We start from the raw sequence: 14,977 nt of genomic DNA, 5'->3' as shown, positions 1-14,977 counted from the left end.
ATGCCGGCGTGCTAAAACCCGGCTTTCTTGATGCGTTCCACCGCTTCCGCCAATCGTTCTTTCGTCGTGCACACGGTCATGCGAATGTAGCCCTCGCCGGGTGCGCCGAACCCGTTGCCCGGCGTGGTGACAATCCCGGCCTTCTCAAGCAAATGGGCGGTGAAGGACGCAGAGGTGTACCCCTTCGGCACCGTCACCCAGATGTAGAATGCGGCGGGAGGTGGGTCCACTTCAAGCCCGAGCTTCTTCAGGCCGGGCACCAGCGTGTCGCGGCGTTCCTGATAGATCTTACGCAATCCGTCGGTGACCGAGTCATCCAGCCCCAGGGCCGTGATGCCGGCCGCCTGGATCGCCTCAAAGACGCCGGAGTCCAACTGGCTCTTGACCCGCCCGAGTCCCGCCAGGACGTCCTTATTGCCGACCGCGAATCCGAGGCGCCAGCCGGTCATGTTGTAGGTTTTGGAGAGGGAGTGGAATTCGACACCGACGTCTTTTGCCCCATCCACCTCGAGGAAGCTGGCCGGCCGCTTCCCGTCATAGAAAATTTCCGAATAGGCCGCGTCATGGCAGACGATGATCTGGTGTTCTTGGGCAAACTCCACGACACGCTTGAAGTAGTCTTTGCTCATGATGACCGAGGTGGGGTTATTCGGCGAGTTCAGCCACATCAACTTGGCCTTCTTCGCCACGTCTTTGGGAATGGCGTTAAGGTCGGGGAGGAACCCGTTTGCTTTGGTGAGCGGCATGATGTGGGAGACGCCACCGCAAAAACTGGTGCCGACAGGGTAGACCGGATACCCCGGACTTGGGACGAGGACCACGTCGCCTGGATCGACGAAGGCGAGATGGACATGTCCGATGCCTTCTTTGGAACCGATCAGGGTGAGGACCTCGTTGGCCGGGTCGAGGGTGACGTTGAACCGCCGGCGATACCAGTCGGCGACGGCCTTACGAAACGAGAGCATGCCCTCATAGGAGGGGTATTGGTGGTGTTTCGGGTTTTTTGCGGCTTGAGCCAGGCTTTCGATGATCGGATCCGGCGTCGGCAGGTCAGGGTCACCGATGCCAAGGTTGATGATATCGACCCCGCGCGCAAGTGCCTCTTGTTTCATTTTGTCGATGGCGGCGAACAAATAGGGAGGCAAGGTTTTGATACGGGTGGCGACTTCAATCGGAAAACCGGCCATGCGAGCGCACTCCTTTGTTGGCCTGAGCCTGGAGGCTCAGCTGTGTACGATGGATGAACGGCTGGAGGCCGTCTCGTTGCGATGGGCAACGGGCTAGGGTACCGCAGGATTACTCCAGCAATCAACGGAGTGACTGTCGGAAACTGCCCGCACCCACCATGTCCCTGCAGTGTGTGAGGCGGGCATCGCAGGTGAACGGGCTCTCCTGACCGGGCGGCGTACTTCTGCGAAAGGTTCGACAAATTCGGCGGGCTATGGTCTCATCATGTAGCCATGGATGCGACCAGCTTGTGGCCCGCGGTCGGAGTGGTGCTGCTCGCACTCGGAACCGCGATGCTTCTCCCATCGGTCAGTCCCCGCCAGGCCTCCCTGGCCCCTCGGTATTCGTCCCTCGACGGACTTCGAGGGTACCTGTCGCTGGCTGTGTTTCTGAGTCATTCCTCCATCTGGTATTTCTATCTGCGCTCCGGCGTCTGGGATGTTCCTCCTTCCACTGTGTACACGCAGTTGGGGCAAAGCAGCGTGACCCTGTTCTTTATGCTCACCGGGTTTCTGTTTTGGTCCAAACTCCTCAACGGACGCCTGGAGCCGATCGACTGGACACGATTGTATCTTTCCCGAGTGCTTCGACTGGGCCCCCTCTATCTGTTGGCCGCGGCCTGCGTGATCTTCGTGGCGTTCTGCCGCGCCGGGTTTGAGCTGAAGGAACCGCCGTCGGTGGTCGTCGGGCAGGTGGCGACATGGTTGATGTTTACGATTCCCGGCATATCACCCGTGAATGGATTTGCCGAAACGGTGCCTCTGGCTGGGGCGGTGTGGACGCTGTCGTATGAATGGTTGTTCTATGCCTGTCTTCCCATCGGCGCATTCTGTCTGCGGGCGTCGACCCCATTGATCTGGTTGATGGTCAGTGCAGCGGCAGTGACGGCTCTCAGCATGGGCATGCCGGAGGTGCGGATGCCGATGTTGTCCGCCTTTGGGGGAGGGATCACTGCGGCAAGCCTGGCGCGCATCGCGGTTGTCCGGGCCATGCTTGCCCGTGGTGTGTGGGGGGTGATCGCGATGGCCTGCCTGGCGACGACCCTGTTCCTCTTGCCGACGGCCTACATGCTGTCGGCCGTGCTGCTCTTGGCAATGGCCTTTCTGATCATTGCCTGCGGGAACTCCCTCTATGGCATCCTCGAATGGCCGGCGTCTGTCACACTGGGGGAAATGGCCTACAGTCTGTACTTGCTGCACGGCCTGGTCCTGTTCGTCGCCTATCGGCTGGTGTTTGCCGAAGGCGCCGATAGGTTCTCTCCGGTCGAACATTGGGCCATCGTACTCGGCCTGGTGCCTCTCCTGGTGCTCCTGTGTTTCACGACGTTTCGCCTGATAGAAAAGCCGGCGATGGATGCGGTGCCACGCTGGCATGCGTGGCTGACGGCCCGCTTCTCCTAAGCCTCGTTACTGCACAATCTCCATACGGCTCACGCTGCCTTGACAGCCATTCTGTGCGGGCGGCCACACCCCATACTGGTGGAGGCAACCGATGTCTTCTTTCAATGGGAGCGGGGTTCCTGCGAGGCGCTGGTTATGCCGGAATGGATTGGGGTTGATTTGAACTTCACGAGCAGTCAATATTGTACTGAGTCCTCTCGCTCTCACGAGGGCTTAGCAAGTCGACACAACCCGTAACGCGAGACGTTGGCATGATGAAACAGGCATTGGGCTTCGTAACGCTACTCCTGCTTGCGCTAGCGAGCGCCTGTGTTTCCGTGCACGTGGACCCTCTGACGAGCACGGCCTTCGAGCCGAGGGGAGGACGCGATGCCGTGGCGACATTGCAGCGTGAGCCCAACCACGGCCATATTCAAATCGCTCGCATCGTGGCGACCAGCGAGTATGCCAGCGAAGACACACTACGCGATCGGATTCTGAAACAGGCTAAGGAGCTGGGCGCTGATGCCGTTGTGCTTGGGGAGGCAGATGTTCGGCGGCTCTCCGATCGAGGACCTGTCTTTCAATCCACCATGGGGACTGCCGTGCCCGGTGGAGTCTCCGGCAGTAACTATCGCAGCGGGTACGGCTACTGGAATCCATTCCGAATGGACGCATGGAGTTTTGCGCAGGGCGCCGGCGGCGGGCAGGGGTGGATGCTGCATATGTCTGGTTTGGCGATACGGTACGTCTCACAAGAAGAGTTGAAAGCTCTCCAAGCGTCTCCTCCTTCCGTGCCCTAGCGGCCCATGCTCCGATTCGAGTCGGGGCATGTCATATTCTCTAGAATTCCGTGTGGGCTGCCGATTGGGCAGCATCACTGTTCATCCCATCTGAGTCATGTCCGTATGCTCGTGTGGATGTGGCGCATGTCGGTCAGTGCGGCACGCGGTGACCGCCGGGGATGCCACGGCAGGTTCTACGAAAAAGCGCTTGTGCGAAAGATGATGATCCTTGACCACATGTCAGAAGTTTGACATAACCGTATCTATTCTGTTCGAGTTAGGAATAAATGTGCGAATCCTATTATTCTCTATGGTGTCGTGCCTGTGGAGGCCGTTCTGTTTTCCACTGCGCAAGGTCGTCTGATGCCGGCCGGAATGAATAAACTGGTATGTCTGTCGTGAGAATCGATCAGGGGCATTCGGCGACGTTGCCGCATGTGCGTATCCAGCCGGCCAAGGGCCTCTTGGACTTGGATTTCGCAGGCCTGTGGAATTATCGGGAACTCATCCACATCCTCGTCTGGCGTGATGTGACCGTACGCTACAAGCAAACGGTCTTGGGGGTGGCCTGGGCCATGTTTCAGCCCGTGGCGACCATGCTGATTTTTACGGCCGTTTTCAGCGTGATGGGGAAGATTCCCTCGGACGGGTTTCCCTATCCTGTGTTTCTCTACGCCGGCCTATTGCCCTGGTTCTATATTTCTCAGGCCCTGAGCCGGGGGGGCACCAGTTTGGTGGGGGAGGCGCCGCTCATCAGCAAAGTCTATTTTCCGCGCCTGATTCTGCCGCTTTCGGCAACCATTGCACCGCTCGTCGATCTAGCGCTCGCCTTCGTGGCGTTCCTCGGACTGATGGCCTGGTTTGAAGTGGTACCGACCTGGCGCGTCCTGTTGCTGCCGCTGTTTGCCGGTCTGGGTGCGACCATTGCGCTGGCGGCCGGACTGTGGGTCTCAGCGCTCTATGTCCGATATCGCGATGTCGGGCATATCCTTCCGATGTTCATTCAACTGTGGATGTTTGTGTCTCCGATTCTCTATCCCGTCAGCAAAGTCCCCGAAGCCTGGCGGGCGGTCTACGCCTTGAATCCGGTCGTCAGCGTCGTCGAGGGATTTCGATGGGCGTTGATTCCCGGTTTTCAGGTGGATTTCTCCATGTTCCTGCCGAGCCTGATTATCGTCGCGGTCACCCTGGTTGGCGGGCTGATCTATTTTCGTTCGATGGAACGCACTTTTGCGGATGTGATCTGAATGGGAAGTGTTGCAATTCGAGCGGAGGGTCTGTCGAAGCACTACCGGCTGGGTGCCGGTGTGCAGCACAACACCCTCCGCGATCAAGTGATGCATCGCCTGAAGTCCCTGGCTCGCTGGGGAGCAGGTCAATCCGAGACTGATCCCTCCTTCTGGGCTGTGAACGACATTTCCTTCGAGGTCCAACACGGGGAAGTGCTCGGCATCATCGGGCACAACGGCGCCGGGAAAAGTACGCTACTCAAGATTCTTTCTCGAATCACGCAGCCCACGAGAGGGACGGCCGATATTTACGGGCGGGTGAGCTCGTTACTCGAAGTCGGTACGGGGTTTCATTCCGAACTGACGGGGCGAGAGAACATTTTTTTGAATGCGGCAATGTTGGGGATGCGGCGGCAGGAGGTCCGGAGAAAGTTCGATGAGATCGTCGCCTTCTCAGGTGTGGAGCAATTCATCGATACCCCGGTCAAGCGATATTCGAGCGGCATGTATGTGCGGTTGGCGTTTGCCGTGGCTGCGCATCTCGAACCGGAGATCTTGATTGTGGACGAAGTCTTGGCCGTGGGCGACGCCAGTTTTCAGCAGAAGTGCCTGGGGAAGATGGAAGAAGTCAGCCGAAGCGGCCGCACCGTCCTCATTGTCAGCCACAACATGACGATCATCGAGGGACTGTGTGAGCGTGCGATTCTCTTGGAGAAGGGGCGAATTGCGAGAATGGGCAAGACGCATACGGTGGTGGAGGGCTATGCGGATGCCATTCGCACTCAGGCCAGTACCGCCATAGAAGATCGAGAGGATCGGGTCGGTCTCGGAGAAATTCTGCTCACCAGAATTGAATTGCTGGATAAGGAGCGGCATGCGATTGCTGCAGCGATCACGGGACGGGACGTCATCATCCGCATGCATTATCGCTGCGTAGAGCAGAAAGAATTTCGAAACTGTCGCGTGAGTATCTCCGTCAACGGTCGCAAGGGGCAGGATCTGTTTGTGTTGTCGACCGATATCGTGGACCCGACGCCTCTGACGTTGAGCGGAAACGGATACGTGGACTTTATTGTGCCGGAGTTGCCATTGAGCGGCGGGGCGTATTTTTTTCAGTCCTACCTCGAATCCAACGGGCAAGCCCAAGATTGGATCAAGAATGTCGCACCGTTTCCCGTGCTGGATGCCGACTACTATGGAACAGGCAATCTGTGTCCTCCAGGCTGGGAGGCCAACGGCGTATTGATCGACTATCGCTGGGAATCCAGCGATGGCCGCCGCACCTGCGCACTCCCTCTTCGGGCCACAAAGCGGTAACTCTTGCCGAAGTCTCCGTTCTTGCCCACGAGCCTCCACCCATCTCGTTGTTGCGTCCTGTCGGTAAATCACTAATTACTCTGCAACCGCTCAAGAGTGCGCTACGATCTGCCCTATCACTCCCGAAGGCGATCGACTGAGGCGTACGCATGGGTTCCGTGGTCGAAGACGGACAGCAGGCACAGCTTGAGCTGGCCGGGTTGAAGCGCACGCTGAAGTGGACGAATATCCAACGTGAGCAGTTGTTGGATCGTCTGGATCTTCTCCGCCTCGACAACCAGCGCCTGCAAGAGCGGGTTGAGGAGCTGGAGCGGCAGTTGGCAGAGGCCAGGCAGCAACAGGCTCTCTTCTAGCAGGATGCGGAACAAGTCAGCCAGCGGCGTTCTCGCATGGCACAACGCCTGAACCTAGGGCCTCCCCAACTTATGCCGCTGGGACACGGCCCGCTCACATCTCGCGGGCGCGCACAGACGTGGCGTCACTTATTCGTGACGCCGTGCACCTCGCTGCGGCCTTGCTGGACGGCCCTCTTGCGCATCCTGCAGTGTGTGTTGACGCGAGACGGCACGTGGAGCCCAGCGTACGCCACGATGCAGGAATCGAGTTTTCCCGCAACCTGCTAGAGCCAATCCGGTATCTCGGCGAGATCCCCGTTTCTTCTCTCTCACATCCAACTCCGGCGTGATACAGTCATGTGATGGCGGCATGGTACGCCCTGCCAATCCACGGCTCCGTCCTCTATGACCCATTCGATCACCACTGTCGATGATCTCCGCTGGTTGCTCACGCACACTCACGGGTTCCGTGGTGGGCAGATCACGGATGTCCATGTGGCGAAGCGGCGGATGTTCGATGAGGAGTCCGGTCGAGATGTGATGGTCGAAAGTACTGTGACGGTGCTCATCCGGTATTCCTCGAACGGAATCCTGAGGGTGGCCAAGTTGTCCATGCAGGCTGTGTCTGACCTATCCCTGTTTGAGCAGGACGGGGGAGACTGGGTGATCGTGGGCGGAATTCAGGTTGAACTCAGTGAAGAGAAATTGCGGTTCTGGTTTGATCCCCACGGGAACCTCTATGTGGTGTGTGAGGAGGCCTTGTTTGAAGAGGTCTCGCTGTCGCATCCAGGGGCGGAGCGGGAGACGGCGGGCGAGCAATGGGTGTTTCAAGCCGCTTGCGGCGAAGCCCCAGCATCAACTGGCTGCTGAATCAGCTCGATCAGGTCGGGATCCCTTGTATCTGGAAAGCGGCGGCACGGCGGGAGCGCCATCACCCCGGGATTTGCTGGGAAGGGGAGTTGATAACGGCAGCCGTCCAGGGGGGGGCGGGAGAAGTTGCGGCGCTGGACGTGCAAACGTATGGACCGATCGATGGCGCAGGATTTGGGGTCAGGGTACAGTCACGCAGAACCGTAGGTCGAGCAGGTCACCGATTGTTGAGCATGGTTGCCCATGTGGTGACGAGTGCCTATGCGGGAACTTGTCTCGCCGGGCGATCGTTGCTGCCGCCGGAAGAGGGAAGAAACCGGCAATCGTAGCGGTAGGAATGTTGGCTCGTTGAGAGATGCCTGAGGCGAACCGGGCCGTTAGCTGACGTGGCCGTGCTTCCCGTTTCCGTTCCCATTCATGCCAGCCGCACCGTTTCCATTCACACTACCCTTCCGGTTGACGCATTCTACCAGGTGCCAGAACTTCATCGGATTGACTTTCTCTTTTCTGGTCACGTGGAGGTTGGTGCCTTCCAACACGGTGTTCAAGGATAGGTCAGTACGGAAGCCGATGTGCTTGCAGAGTGGAGAGATGACCTTTTCGACAGCGGCGATCACCTTATTTCCATTGCTGAAGTGGTTCAGCATGATAATGCGCCCACCGGGTTTACACACCCGAATCATTTCGTTCACCACTTTTCGGTAGTCCGGGACGGCGGTCACGACATAGGCCGCCATGACGGTGTCGAAGGTATTGTCGGGGAATTCCATTTTTCCGGCATCCATCAGCATGAGCCGCACATGGTCCAGATGGTAATGTGATTGCCGCTGTCTGGCTTTGGCGAGCATGCCGGAGGAGAGGTCGATGCCGGTGATGTTGCAGTTCTTCGGGTAGTATTCGAGGGCGATTCCCGTTCCAACGCCGACTTCCAGAATATTTTCTTCCGGCCGGATTCTCAGGTTGCGCACACAGGCTTCGCGCGATTCGTGGAAAATTTTCCCGAAAATCTGATCATAGACGCCGGAATAACTGGTGTACACTCGCTCGACTTTGGCGATATCCATCGTCCCTCCGCAAACTCACACCCCTCGGGCCGCACACTCCGCAGTGCAGGAGTGACGGAGGCAAGCAGTGTGGCGTGGAAAAATCTATGAAGGCGGGACTGCGACCCGGATGACTCGTCCTCACCCGCCGGACAAGAACGGGCTTAATGTAGCCAAAGCGCTCCTGGTGAGTCAACAGGTTCCGGAGGTTTTTCAACGCCTGTGCCGGTTGTCCGGGCTTGATTCTCCGGGAAGCCCTGTGGGAAGTTTCGCGTATGTTGTTAGCCGGGGCGTTTGCCATTGTGTTGTTCATCGGCCTGCTCATCGGTGACTGGATGTACTATACCCGTCTCACTTCCGACGCAGGTCGGTATGGTTATGGAATCGGGCAGGTCCAGGACCGATTTCCTGCGCTCACACTCCCGAAGCTGCTGCGCGCGTTCGACGCGAACGGGTTTTTAAGTTTGCCGCACGGCGTGGCGCGGGTCTTCCCCGAGGTGAATCGCATGGTCATCAGGCCGACCCATCGCCTCTTCTCCATGCGCTTCCGCACGGCTTGGCCATTGAAAGGCTCCATCGAGTTGATCTCCGACGGTGAAGGGCTTCGTCTGGTCTGCACCAAGCGCGTGCCCTGGTCTTCGTCGATCCTCACGTTTCTGTGGTTCGGTCTCGTGGGATTCGGGACCGTGGGTTTCCTGATCACCTATCTCTTGCAGGGCGGCCTCGATTCGTTAGGGAGTGTGTTGCTGGGAGTCGGGGTGACGGGAGTCGGGATCATCGTGGTGGCCTTCGGCCTGTTGACGGTCACGGTGGCCTATCGCATCGAAAATACGCGGTTGATGCTCGTGTATACGGAGCTGAAAGCTATTGCCCTGGAACATGAACGGGCAGTGTAGCTGATGGTGCAGTGCAGGGGGGAAGGCGAGGAAGTAGGCCCCTCTCTCGCACCTGAGGTTACGAGGTTCGACGGTACAGACTCAGGAGATGGTCGAATTCCTCAGGCAGGTCCAATGGGGTTCCTGATTGTGCCAGGCCGGCGATGATGCCGCGGTGTTTCAGATTCAAGCCTGAGTCGACGAAGGCCGCCCGAAAATGCGTCCATCGTTGTGACCTGTCCGAGGCCAATCGGTGCAACTCCTCGGGCGGTAGAGTTTTGAGTGTCTTGGTCAGGGCTCCCAGGGCCTTTTCGACACTGTCATAAGGGGCAGCAAGCTTGAGGCGGCTGTAAAAGAGAGCGAGGTGTCCCCGGAATTCCTGCCGGAGTGCTTCGATCGCCTCTGGTCCTGATTGGCGTCCTGTGTCCTCGCCCATGCGGTCCTCCTCGCCTCTGCTCAAGTTCTGAGGGAGCTTACGGGAGAGGCACGCGGTTGCGCAACGCGTTTTCCAGACGAATCACATTTTTTATCATGGAGGGTATCATGCGTTATCGATCATTGCTGGTGCTTGTCGGAGTCCTCGCGGCCGGGTTGAGCGGCTGTTCCCACCACCATGGGAGCTATGAACATGGAAAGGGAGACTACTACTGGAGCAAGGCCTCTCAGGATGTGAGTGGTCTGATTGAAAAACACGTGAAGAATCCAGAGACCGCCAAGCAGGTCAACGTGGTGATGGGGGAAATGATCACCGAGATCAAGTCGGCGCGGGAACAACACCGTCAATCGCATCGTGCGCTGTACGAATTGAATGCCAACTATTCCGCTTCCCCGGAGGAGTTCACGAAGATCCTCGATGAGCTCAACACGAACCGGATGCGCTCGGCCGCCAAGATTCTTGGGCTTCGGTTCAAGATGAAGTCGTTGTTGACGGCCGAGGAATGGACGGCCATGTCCGATGAGTTGAAGCGCTATGGCAGTCGTTACTACGGAAAGGGCGCAGAGGGCGCGTCCGCTCATTAGCCCGCATGACTGACGAGGGTTGTGTCGAAACCGACGAGATGCCAAGCGAGCCTATCCACTGACGTGCGGCTCAGCTGCACGTCAGCTTGTCGCAGCGCTGTGTCGGTGGTTGCAGGAAAAGCGTTCGTGAAGAGTGCGGCTTGGGCGGCGTGCGCGGCTCAGGCCAGCCTGCCCACACCGGGGCGATGGTTAAGGAACAGCAGATGAGCGATGTCGTCGGCCAGTTTCAGCCCGCTCACCCCCGCATGGTCGATACGCGCATGACGGAGGGCCGTCAGGTTGAGCCGGAGGTAATGGGCGAGCAGCGCCCGAATGACGTCGCCGTGGGACACCAGGAGATAGGTCGCCTCGTGCGCCGTCTGTAGCACCTGTTCGACGGCGGTTACCGCCCGTTTCTGCACTTCCCGCAGTGTTTCACCGCCGATTGGGCGGGCCTGATCCGGCTGTGTGTACCAGTTCCGCTTGGCCGTTTCTTCAGCAAAGTCCTGCCAATATCGATTGATCCAGTCGCCGACCCCGATCTCACGCAATCCGGCCAGATGTTGGGGCCGGGTTGCCTGTGCCTGGCTCAGGATGTCGGCCGTTTGCACGGCACGGAGCACGGGGCTGGTGAAAATTCCGGCGATCGGAGTCTGCGCCAGCATGTCGGCGCAGGCACGGGCCTGTTGCTCGCCGGTATAGTTGAGGGGAATCGGCTGATCGCCCATCACCCGACCGGATCGATTCCAGTCGGTTTCTCCATGGCGAATGAGCAGCAGCGTCGGCATGCCGGATTCTCGTGGACCCCTTTAGACTTTGGGGGGCGTGTGGTCTGGACCGGTCAGCGGGATCGGTGCCCAGTTCTGTCCGCCGTCGGTGGAGCGGTAGAGTCCGCTTCCATTGGTGCCGAGGTACAGCAACTGGGGATCACTCGCGCTGATGCTGATGGTACGAATGTTCAGAGTCGTCAACCCTTGATTCTGGGCCTGCCAGGTTTTCCCGCCGTCGATGGTCTTCCGTATCCCGTCCGGACCGCCGATGTACAGAATCTTGGGGTCCGTCGGATGCAGAGCCAGCGTGCTGATGAATTGATTCGACAACTCCTGCCCGATCTGCTCCCAGTACTCCCCTCGATTGGTGGATCGGAAGAGGCCCTTGGTCGTGGCCGCATAAACGATCTCGGAATTATGCGGCTCGACTGCCAGCACATTGACTCCGAGCGCCATGGCCGCATTCAACACGTCATCAGGAATGAGGCCCTGGTTTTTTTTCTGCCAGGAGGAGCCGCCGTCTTCGCTGCGATAGGTCCCGCCGGTCGTTCCCGCGTACAAGACGCGAGGGTGTTGGTGGTCCATCGTGATGCACGTGACGATGTGTACCTCCTTCATGCCCGCCATGCGTTCCTCCCATTCCCGTCCGCCGTTCTTGGAGATGAAGGCGCCGACAGTGGTGGCGAGGTAGATCAGTTCGGTGTTGTCGGGATGGAAGATGATTTCATTGATGAAAGACACATGCTCCTTGAGCCCGACATTGTGCGGGAGCCAGTGCTGGCCCCCGTCGGGACTCTTGTAAATGGCGTCGCCCATGGTACCGGCATACACCGTGGCGGGAAGTTTCGGGTCGATTGCGAGCGTCGTGACGCGGCGAGCCGTGAATGCGGGAAATTGCTCCCAGGTCGCTCCGCCGTCGCGCGTCTTATGCACGGCATCGTTCGTGGCCACGTAGACGATGTTCGGGTTGGACGGGTGGAGCGCAATCGACACCACGGCCGATTCACGTGAACCGCAGGCCAACAGGAAGAGACCAACGAGGCAGACGGATCGCCGGAGCAGGGTCATGAATCGAGTTGGTATGAAGGACATCACAGTGGCCGCAGACCTAACCATAGCGTCGCGACTGAGTCAAGGTGAGACATGGTTGTCTGGTGGCGGAAGGTCACAATTTCGGCGCCATCCGTTCTGCATAGCCGGTCATTTCCACGTATCCGCTGCCGGTCACAGGCGCCCCACGTGCCGACCCTGAGGCAGACACCGCCCCTTCCCAGTAGGTCACCCCTGTGCTGCGGGCCGTATCCAATTCCTGATCGGCGAGGAGTGATGCCACGTCCAGGTCTAGGCCGAGTGATGGGGCCCTGAGCCGCCAGCGTTGGGGGTACCGTCCGCCGGATCGAGTGCTGGTCCAATGCGAACGGGGCTCAATGGTCAGGTCCTCGAGCCTCAGTGGTTGGGTTTTGCCGTCGGCCAGGACGAGCGTGCCTCCGGACACCGGGTCGGATGAGCCGTCGGCATGCCGCAGGGAATACCACATCAACTCTGTTGAGTCGCTGAGCTGCAGGCTGAACCAGTCCCATCCCACCACGTCGTCCGCCAAGTCGGCCGAGCCGAATTCATGATCCATCCAGCTGAGACCGGTCACGGCAAAGGTCTCGGTTCCCAGGCGCATGTGGCCCTCGGCGGCCAGCCGAGTCAGTGAGTAGTAGTGCGAAGCCTGTCCGGATGCGGGGCCTTTGCGGCTGATGCCGTTCTGGCCATGCACGACCGCCGGCTTCCTAGGTATCAGCGCCAGATCGAGGGCAAACGTCTCGGTCGCGGCCTGCAGGAGGTGACGCGGGGTTGGGGCGTCATCGAGCGACAGCGACCAGCGGTCGATCCACACATGCAACCGGCCCGTCTCTGCCCCGGCCTTGCCGAGTCCTGCGCGGCTGAGTTTGTCCGCGTAAAGGAATCGGCCGTTCTCTAGATCGGTCAGAGCGATGTGCGCCAGATAGAGTTGCTGGATGGACCATTGAGAGGGCAGAGTTCGGACCTCTTCAGGAGGAATGCCACGGCGAAAGAACGTCAGTTGAAAACCAAACCGGCGGCCGGTCGAACTGGTCAGGTGGCCGGTGTAGTACCACCATTCGGTGCGAAAGCGCTCGTGCGCGCCATGGTCCTGGGGAAATTGATAGCGGTACCCAGGTGCGGCGAGGTCGAAGGCACTTGGGGGAGGTTCCATGGCGATCGAGGCTGGAGTGATGGCCGTCCAGCCCGCCGGCAGCAGCAACATCGTGAGGCATGCGAGGAGGAATGCTGTCATGCTCGCCTTACCAGCCGGTACTGGTGCGGGTGAAGAGGGGACCGGCGTGTCGGATTTTTTGATAGACAGATGAAGAATCGCCAGTATTCATGATGGTTTGCTCATGGTCGTCATCGCGATGGCGACCGGCGGCAGCGTTGACAACGTAGAAAAGCATCGGCTATCGTGAGTCATGTTTCTTGAGCCTGAACGTGAACAATCCAACCGGGAGTTGGCGGGAAAAGCCCAGCCTTTTCCGGTCCCCGAACGTATTCCCCTGTTCCCGCTCCCCAACGTGGTGTTCTTCCCCAAAACCTATCTGCCCCTGCATGTCTTCGAGCCGCGGTACCGCCAAATGGTAGCGGATGCAGCCGCGGGAGGGCAATGCATCGGCATGGCGTTGTTGAAGGAAGGGTGGGAAGAGCAGTACGAGGGCAATCCGCCGATATTTTCCATTGGCTGTGTCGGGCGTTTGGCAAGTGTGCAGGCCTTGTCCGACGGCCGCTCGAACATTCTGCTGCAGGGGCTGGAACGTTACGAGATCCAAGAAGAGTTTTTTGACAAAAGTTATCGTGAAGCCCGCATTGTGCTGAAGCCGCGTGACGGGGCGGTCTTGCTCGAGCCGGCACTGCGCCGGTATCTCATGGATGTGCTCGGCGAATACCTCAAGGCAGACGAAGAGGCCTCGCCGCTGCATAGTCTGGTTCGTCCCGACGTCAGCGACGAGGTCTTTGTGAACTCCCTCTCCACGTACCTGGACTGCACCCCGCTGGAAAAGCAGTTTCTGTTGGAAGCCGAGCATGTGGCGCAGCAGGCGCGCCGTCTCAGTGATCTGATTCAATTCAAACTGGCGGAGCGGCGGGGCGCGGGAGGGTGGGGATAATGTCGCGTCCGGTCGCCATCGACGTCTCGCATCTCGGGAAGTCGTATGACAAGGTCAGGGCCGTCGACGATCTGTCGTTTCAGGTCTATAGCGGAGAGATTTTCGGCCTGCTTGGCCCCAATGGCGCCGGCAAGAGTACCACCCTTCGGATCCTCATCACCCTGCTCAACCCGACATCCGGATCGGCCACAATTTTGGGGCTGGATTCCGTCAAGGATGCCGACCGAGTTCGACAGACGATCGGGTATGTGCCTCAGGAGCGGGCCATCGATCGATTCCTGACCGGGCGGGAGCATCTGGAATTGCTGGCCGACCTCTACCATTTGTCTGCCGAACAGGCCGCCACACGCATCCCCCAGCTGTTGAAACTCGTCGAACTGGAACAGCAGGCCGACCGACCCGCCAAGACCTATTCAGGCGGCATGAAACGAAAGCTCGATATCGCCTGCGGGTTGTTGCCCGATCCCAAGATCCTCTTCCTGGATGAACCGACTTTGGGGCTGGATGTCCAGAGCCGGTTGCGCATTTGGGACCATGTGCGGCAGATGCGTGAACGGGGCATCACCGTCGTCATGACGACCAACTATCTGGACGAGGCCGATCAGTTATGCGACCGGATTGCGATCATCGATGGAGGGCGGATCAAGGCCCTGGGCGCTCCCACCGAATTGAAGGTCGGTTTGGGTGGTGATCTGGTGTCACTGACGGTGCGGGAGCACGATCGGGTGGAGCAATTGGCCGCGGCCGTGAAAAATCTTCCCGCCATCCGGGCGGTCACGGCGAAGGCAAACGGGTTGGATATTCGGGTCGACTCTCCCGAGAAGGCCCTGCCCGCGATTCTGGAGGCCGCCAACCGCCTCACGTGCCAGCTGGAATTCATCGATTATCACCGGCCACGGCTGGATGATGTGTTTATCGCGCACACGGGCCGGTCCATCAAGGACGACCAGCCGAAAGCGGAAGACGCCTAAGGGGCGGCAG

Annotated in this window: 17 protein-coding genes; 11 read left to right on the top strand and 6 right to left on the bottom strand. The window is 59.2% G+C overall.

Annotation, left to right across the window (positions count from 1 at the left end; all coding sequences use genetic code 11):
• Positions 1 to 11 precede the first annotated feature (11 nt).
• Positions 12 to 1,187 (bottom strand): LL-diaminopimelate aminotransferase, encoded by a 1,176-nt coding sequence (locus tag KJA79_RS03605; protein ID WP_246507393.1) that lies wholly within the window; start codon positions 1,185 to 1,187, stop codon positions 12 to 14.
• 273 nt (positions 1,188 to 1,460) lie between these two features.
• Between KJA79_RS03605 and KJA79_RS03600 the strand changes: the two genes are divergently transcribed.
• The 7 genes from KJA79_RS03600 (at position 1,461) to KJA79_RS03570 (ending at position 7,471) form a co-directional block, all read left to right on the top strand.
• Complete coding sequence (locus KJA79_RS03600) at positions 1,461 to 2,627, top strand: acyltransferase family protein (protein ID WP_213040632.1); 1,167 nt, start codon at positions 1,461 to 1,463, stop codon at positions 2,625 to 2,627.
• Positions 2,628 to 2,878: 251 nt separating this feature from the next.
• On the top strand, positions 2,879 to 3,409 hold the full coding sequence (locus tag KJA79_RS03595) for a hypothetical protein (RefSeq protein ID WP_213040631.1): 531 nt from the start codon (positions 2,879 to 2,881) through the stop codon (positions 3,407 to 3,409).
• 371 nt (positions 3,410 to 3,780) lie between these two features.
• Complete coding sequence (locus tag KJA79_RS03590) at positions 3,781 to 4,638, top strand: ABC transporter permease (protein WP_213040630.1); 858 nt, start codon at positions 3,781 to 3,783, stop codon at positions 4,636 to 4,638.
• Entirely contained in the window at positions 4,639 to 5,937 is a 1,299-nt protein-coding gene (locus tag KJA79_RS03585) for an ABC transporter ATP-binding protein (RefSeq protein ID WP_213040629.1), read from the top strand.
• A 149-nt stretch (positions 5,938 to 6,086) separates the two neighbouring features.
• The gene (locus KJA79_RS03580) at positions 6,087 to 6,290 is read left to right on the top strand and encodes a hypothetical protein (RefSeq protein WP_213040628.1); all 204 of its coding nucleotides are present in this window, start codon (positions 6,087 to 6,089) and stop codon (positions 6,288 to 6,290) included.
• A 387-nt stretch (positions 6,291 to 6,677) separates the two neighbouring features.
• Entirely contained in the window at positions 6,678 to 7,142 is a 465-nt protein-coding gene (locus KJA79_RS03575; RefSeq protein WP_213040627.1) for a hypothetical protein, read from the top strand.
• Positions 7,091 to 7,471, top strand: a complete 381-nt coding sequence (locus KJA79_RS03570) for a hypothetical protein (RefSeq protein WP_213040626.1) — start codon at positions 7,091 to 7,093, stop codon at positions 7,469 to 7,471. The genes KJA79_RS03575 and KJA79_RS03570 overlap by 52 nt, the downstream gene beginning before the upstream one ends.
• Before the next feature lie 48 nt (positions 7,472 to 7,519).
• Here KJA79_RS03570 and KJA79_RS03565 read toward each other — a convergent pair whose 3' ends face one another.
• Positions 7,520 to 8,206 (bottom strand): class I SAM-dependent methyltransferase, encoded by a 687-nt coding sequence (locus KJA79_RS03565; RefSeq protein ID WP_213040625.1) that lies wholly within the window; start codon positions 8,204 to 8,206, stop codon positions 7,520 to 7,522.
• A gap of 254 nt (positions 8,207 to 8,460) precedes the next feature.
• Between KJA79_RS03565 and KJA79_RS03560 the strand changes: the two genes are divergently transcribed.
• Complete coding sequence (locus KJA79_RS03560) at positions 8,461 to 9,081, top strand: hypothetical protein (RefSeq protein WP_213040624.1); 621 nt, start codon at positions 8,461 to 8,463, stop codon at positions 9,079 to 9,081.
• 58 nt (positions 9,082 to 9,139) lie between these two features.
• Here the strand turns inward: KJA79_RS03560 and KJA79_RS03555 are convergent, their stop codons facing one another.
• Positions 9,140 to 9,496 carry a hypothetical protein gene (locus tag KJA79_RS03555; protein ID WP_213040623.1) on the bottom strand — a complete coding sequence of 119 codons (357 nt, stop codon included), beginning with the start codon at positions 9,494 to 9,496 and terminating at the stop codon, positions 9,140 to 9,142.
• Between the two features lie 107 nt (positions 9,497 to 9,603).
• Between KJA79_RS03555 and KJA79_RS03550 the strand changes: the two genes are divergently transcribed.
• Entirely contained in the window at positions 9,604 to 10,080 is a 477-nt protein-coding gene (locus KJA79_RS03550) for a hypothetical protein (protein ID WP_213040622.1), read from the top strand.
• Positions 10,081 to 10,238: 158 nt separating this feature from the next.
• Here KJA79_RS03550 and KJA79_RS03545 read toward each other — a convergent pair whose 3' ends face one another.
• The 3 genes from KJA79_RS03545 to KJA79_RS03535 all read right to left on the bottom strand — a co-directional run bounded on the left by KJA79_RS03545 (position 10,239) and on the right by KJA79_RS03535 (position 13,134).
• A complete protein-coding gene (locus tag KJA79_RS03545) occupies positions 10,239 to 10,847 on the bottom strand; it encodes a histidine phosphatase family protein (RefSeq protein ID WP_213040621.1) in 609 nt (202 codons plus the stop codon).
• Positions 10,848 to 10,868: 21 nt separating this feature from the next.
• Positions 10,869 to 11,897 (bottom strand): WD40/YVTN/BNR-like repeat-containing protein, encoded by a 1,029-nt coding sequence (locus tag KJA79_RS03540; protein ID WP_213040620.1) that lies wholly within the window; start codon positions 11,895 to 11,897, stop codon positions 10,869 to 10,871.
• 97 nt (positions 11,898 to 11,994) lie between these two features.
• A complete protein-coding gene (locus tag KJA79_RS03535) occupies positions 11,995 to 13,134 on the bottom strand; it encodes a lipocalin-like domain-containing protein (protein ID WP_246507390.1) in 1,140 nt (379 codons plus the stop codon).
• A gap of 172 nt (positions 13,135 to 13,306) precedes the next feature.
• Between KJA79_RS03535 and KJA79_RS03530 the strand changes: the two genes are divergently transcribed.
• Complete coding sequence (locus tag KJA79_RS03530; RefSeq protein ID WP_213040619.1) at positions 13,307 to 13,996, top strand: LON peptidase substrate-binding domain-containing protein; 690 nt, start codon at positions 13,307 to 13,309, stop codon at positions 13,994 to 13,996.
• Positions 13,996 to 14,967, top strand: a complete 972-nt coding sequence (locus KJA79_RS03525; protein WP_213040618.1) for an ATP-binding cassette domain-containing protein — start codon at positions 13,996 to 13,998, stop codon at positions 14,965 to 14,967. Before KJA79_RS03530 ends, KJA79_RS03525 begins: the two co-directional genes overlap by 1 nt.
• Positions 14,968 to 14,977: the final 10 nt, after the last annotated feature.

The organism is Nitrospira defluvii (genome assembly GCF_905220995.1).
Taxonomy (GTDB): Bacteria; Nitrospirota; Nitrospiria; order Nitrospirales; family Nitrospiraceae; genus Nitrospira_A; species Nitrospira_A defluvii_C.
This window is presented reverse-complemented; position numbering and strand designations above follow the sequence as displayed.

Excerpts from the sequence above, each read along its gene's own strand:
- KJA79_RS03570 (WP_213040626.1), top strand. The coding sequence starts at position 7,091 with ATGGGTGTTTCAAGCCGCTTGCGGCGAAGCCCCAGCATCAACTGGCTG.
- KJA79_RS03595 (WP_213040631.1), top strand. The coding sequence starts at position 2,879 with ATGATGAAACAGGCATTGGGCTTCGTAACGCTACTCCTGCTTGCGCTA.
- KJA79_RS03530 (WP_213040619.1), top strand. The coding sequence starts at position 13,307 with ATGTTTCTTGAGCCTGAACGTGAACAATCCAACCGGGAGTTGGCGGGA.
- KJA79_RS03540 (WP_213040620.1), bottom strand. The coding sequence starts at position 11,897 with ATGACCCTGCTCCGGCGATCCGTCTGCCTCGTTGGTCTCTTCCTGTTG.
- KJA79_RS03550 (WP_213040622.1), top strand. The coding sequence starts at position 9,604 with ATGCGTTATCGATCATTGCTGGTGCTTGTCGGAGTCCTCGCGGCCGGG.
- KJA79_RS03525 (WP_213040618.1), top strand. The coding sequence starts at position 13,996 with ATGTCGCGTCCGGTCGCCATCGACGTCTCGCATCTCGGGAAGTCGTAT.
- KJA79_RS03580 (WP_213040628.1), top strand. The coding sequence starts at position 6,087 with ATGGGTTCCGTGGTCGAAGACGGACAGCAGGCACAGCTTGAGCTGGCC.
- KJA79_RS03565 (WP_213040625.1), bottom strand. The coding sequence starts at position 8,206 with ATGGATATCGCCAAAGTCGAGCGAGTGTACACCAGTTATTCCGGCGTC.
- KJA79_RS03560 (WP_213040624.1), top strand. The coding sequence starts at position 8,461 with ATGTTGTTAGCCGGGGCGTTTGCCATTGTGTTGTTCATCGGCCTGCTC.
- KJA79_RS03555 (WP_213040623.1), bottom strand. The coding sequence starts at position 9,496 with ATGGGCGAGGACACAGGACGCCAATCAGGACCAGAGGCGATCGAAGCA.
- KJA79_RS03585 (WP_213040629.1), top strand. The coding sequence starts at position 4,639 with ATGGGAAGTGTTGCAATTCGAGCGGAGGGTCTGTCGAAGCACTACCGG.
- KJA79_RS03575 (WP_213040627.1), top strand. The coding sequence starts at position 6,678 with ATGACCCATTCGATCACCACTGTCGATGATCTCCGCTGGTTGCTCACG.
- KJA79_RS03545 (WP_213040621.1), bottom strand. The coding sequence starts at position 10,847 with ATGCCGACGCTGCTGCTCATTCGCCATGGAGAAACCGACTGGAATCGA.
- KJA79_RS03600 (WP_213040632.1), top strand. The coding sequence starts at position 1,461 with ATGGATGCGACCAGCTTGTGGCCCGCGGTCGGAGTGGTGCTGCTCGCA.
- KJA79_RS03605 (WP_246507393.1), bottom strand. The coding sequence starts at position 1,187 with ATGGCCGGTTTTCCGATTGAAGTCGCCACCCGTATCAAAACCTTGCCT.
- KJA79_RS03590 (WP_213040630.1), top strand. The coding sequence starts at position 3,781 with ATGTCTGTCGTGAGAATCGATCAGGGGCATTCGGCGACGTTGCCGCAT.
- KJA79_RS03535 (WP_246507390.1), bottom strand. The coding sequence starts at position 13,134 with ATGACAGCATTCCTCCTCGCATGCCTCACGATGTTGCTGCTGCCGGCG.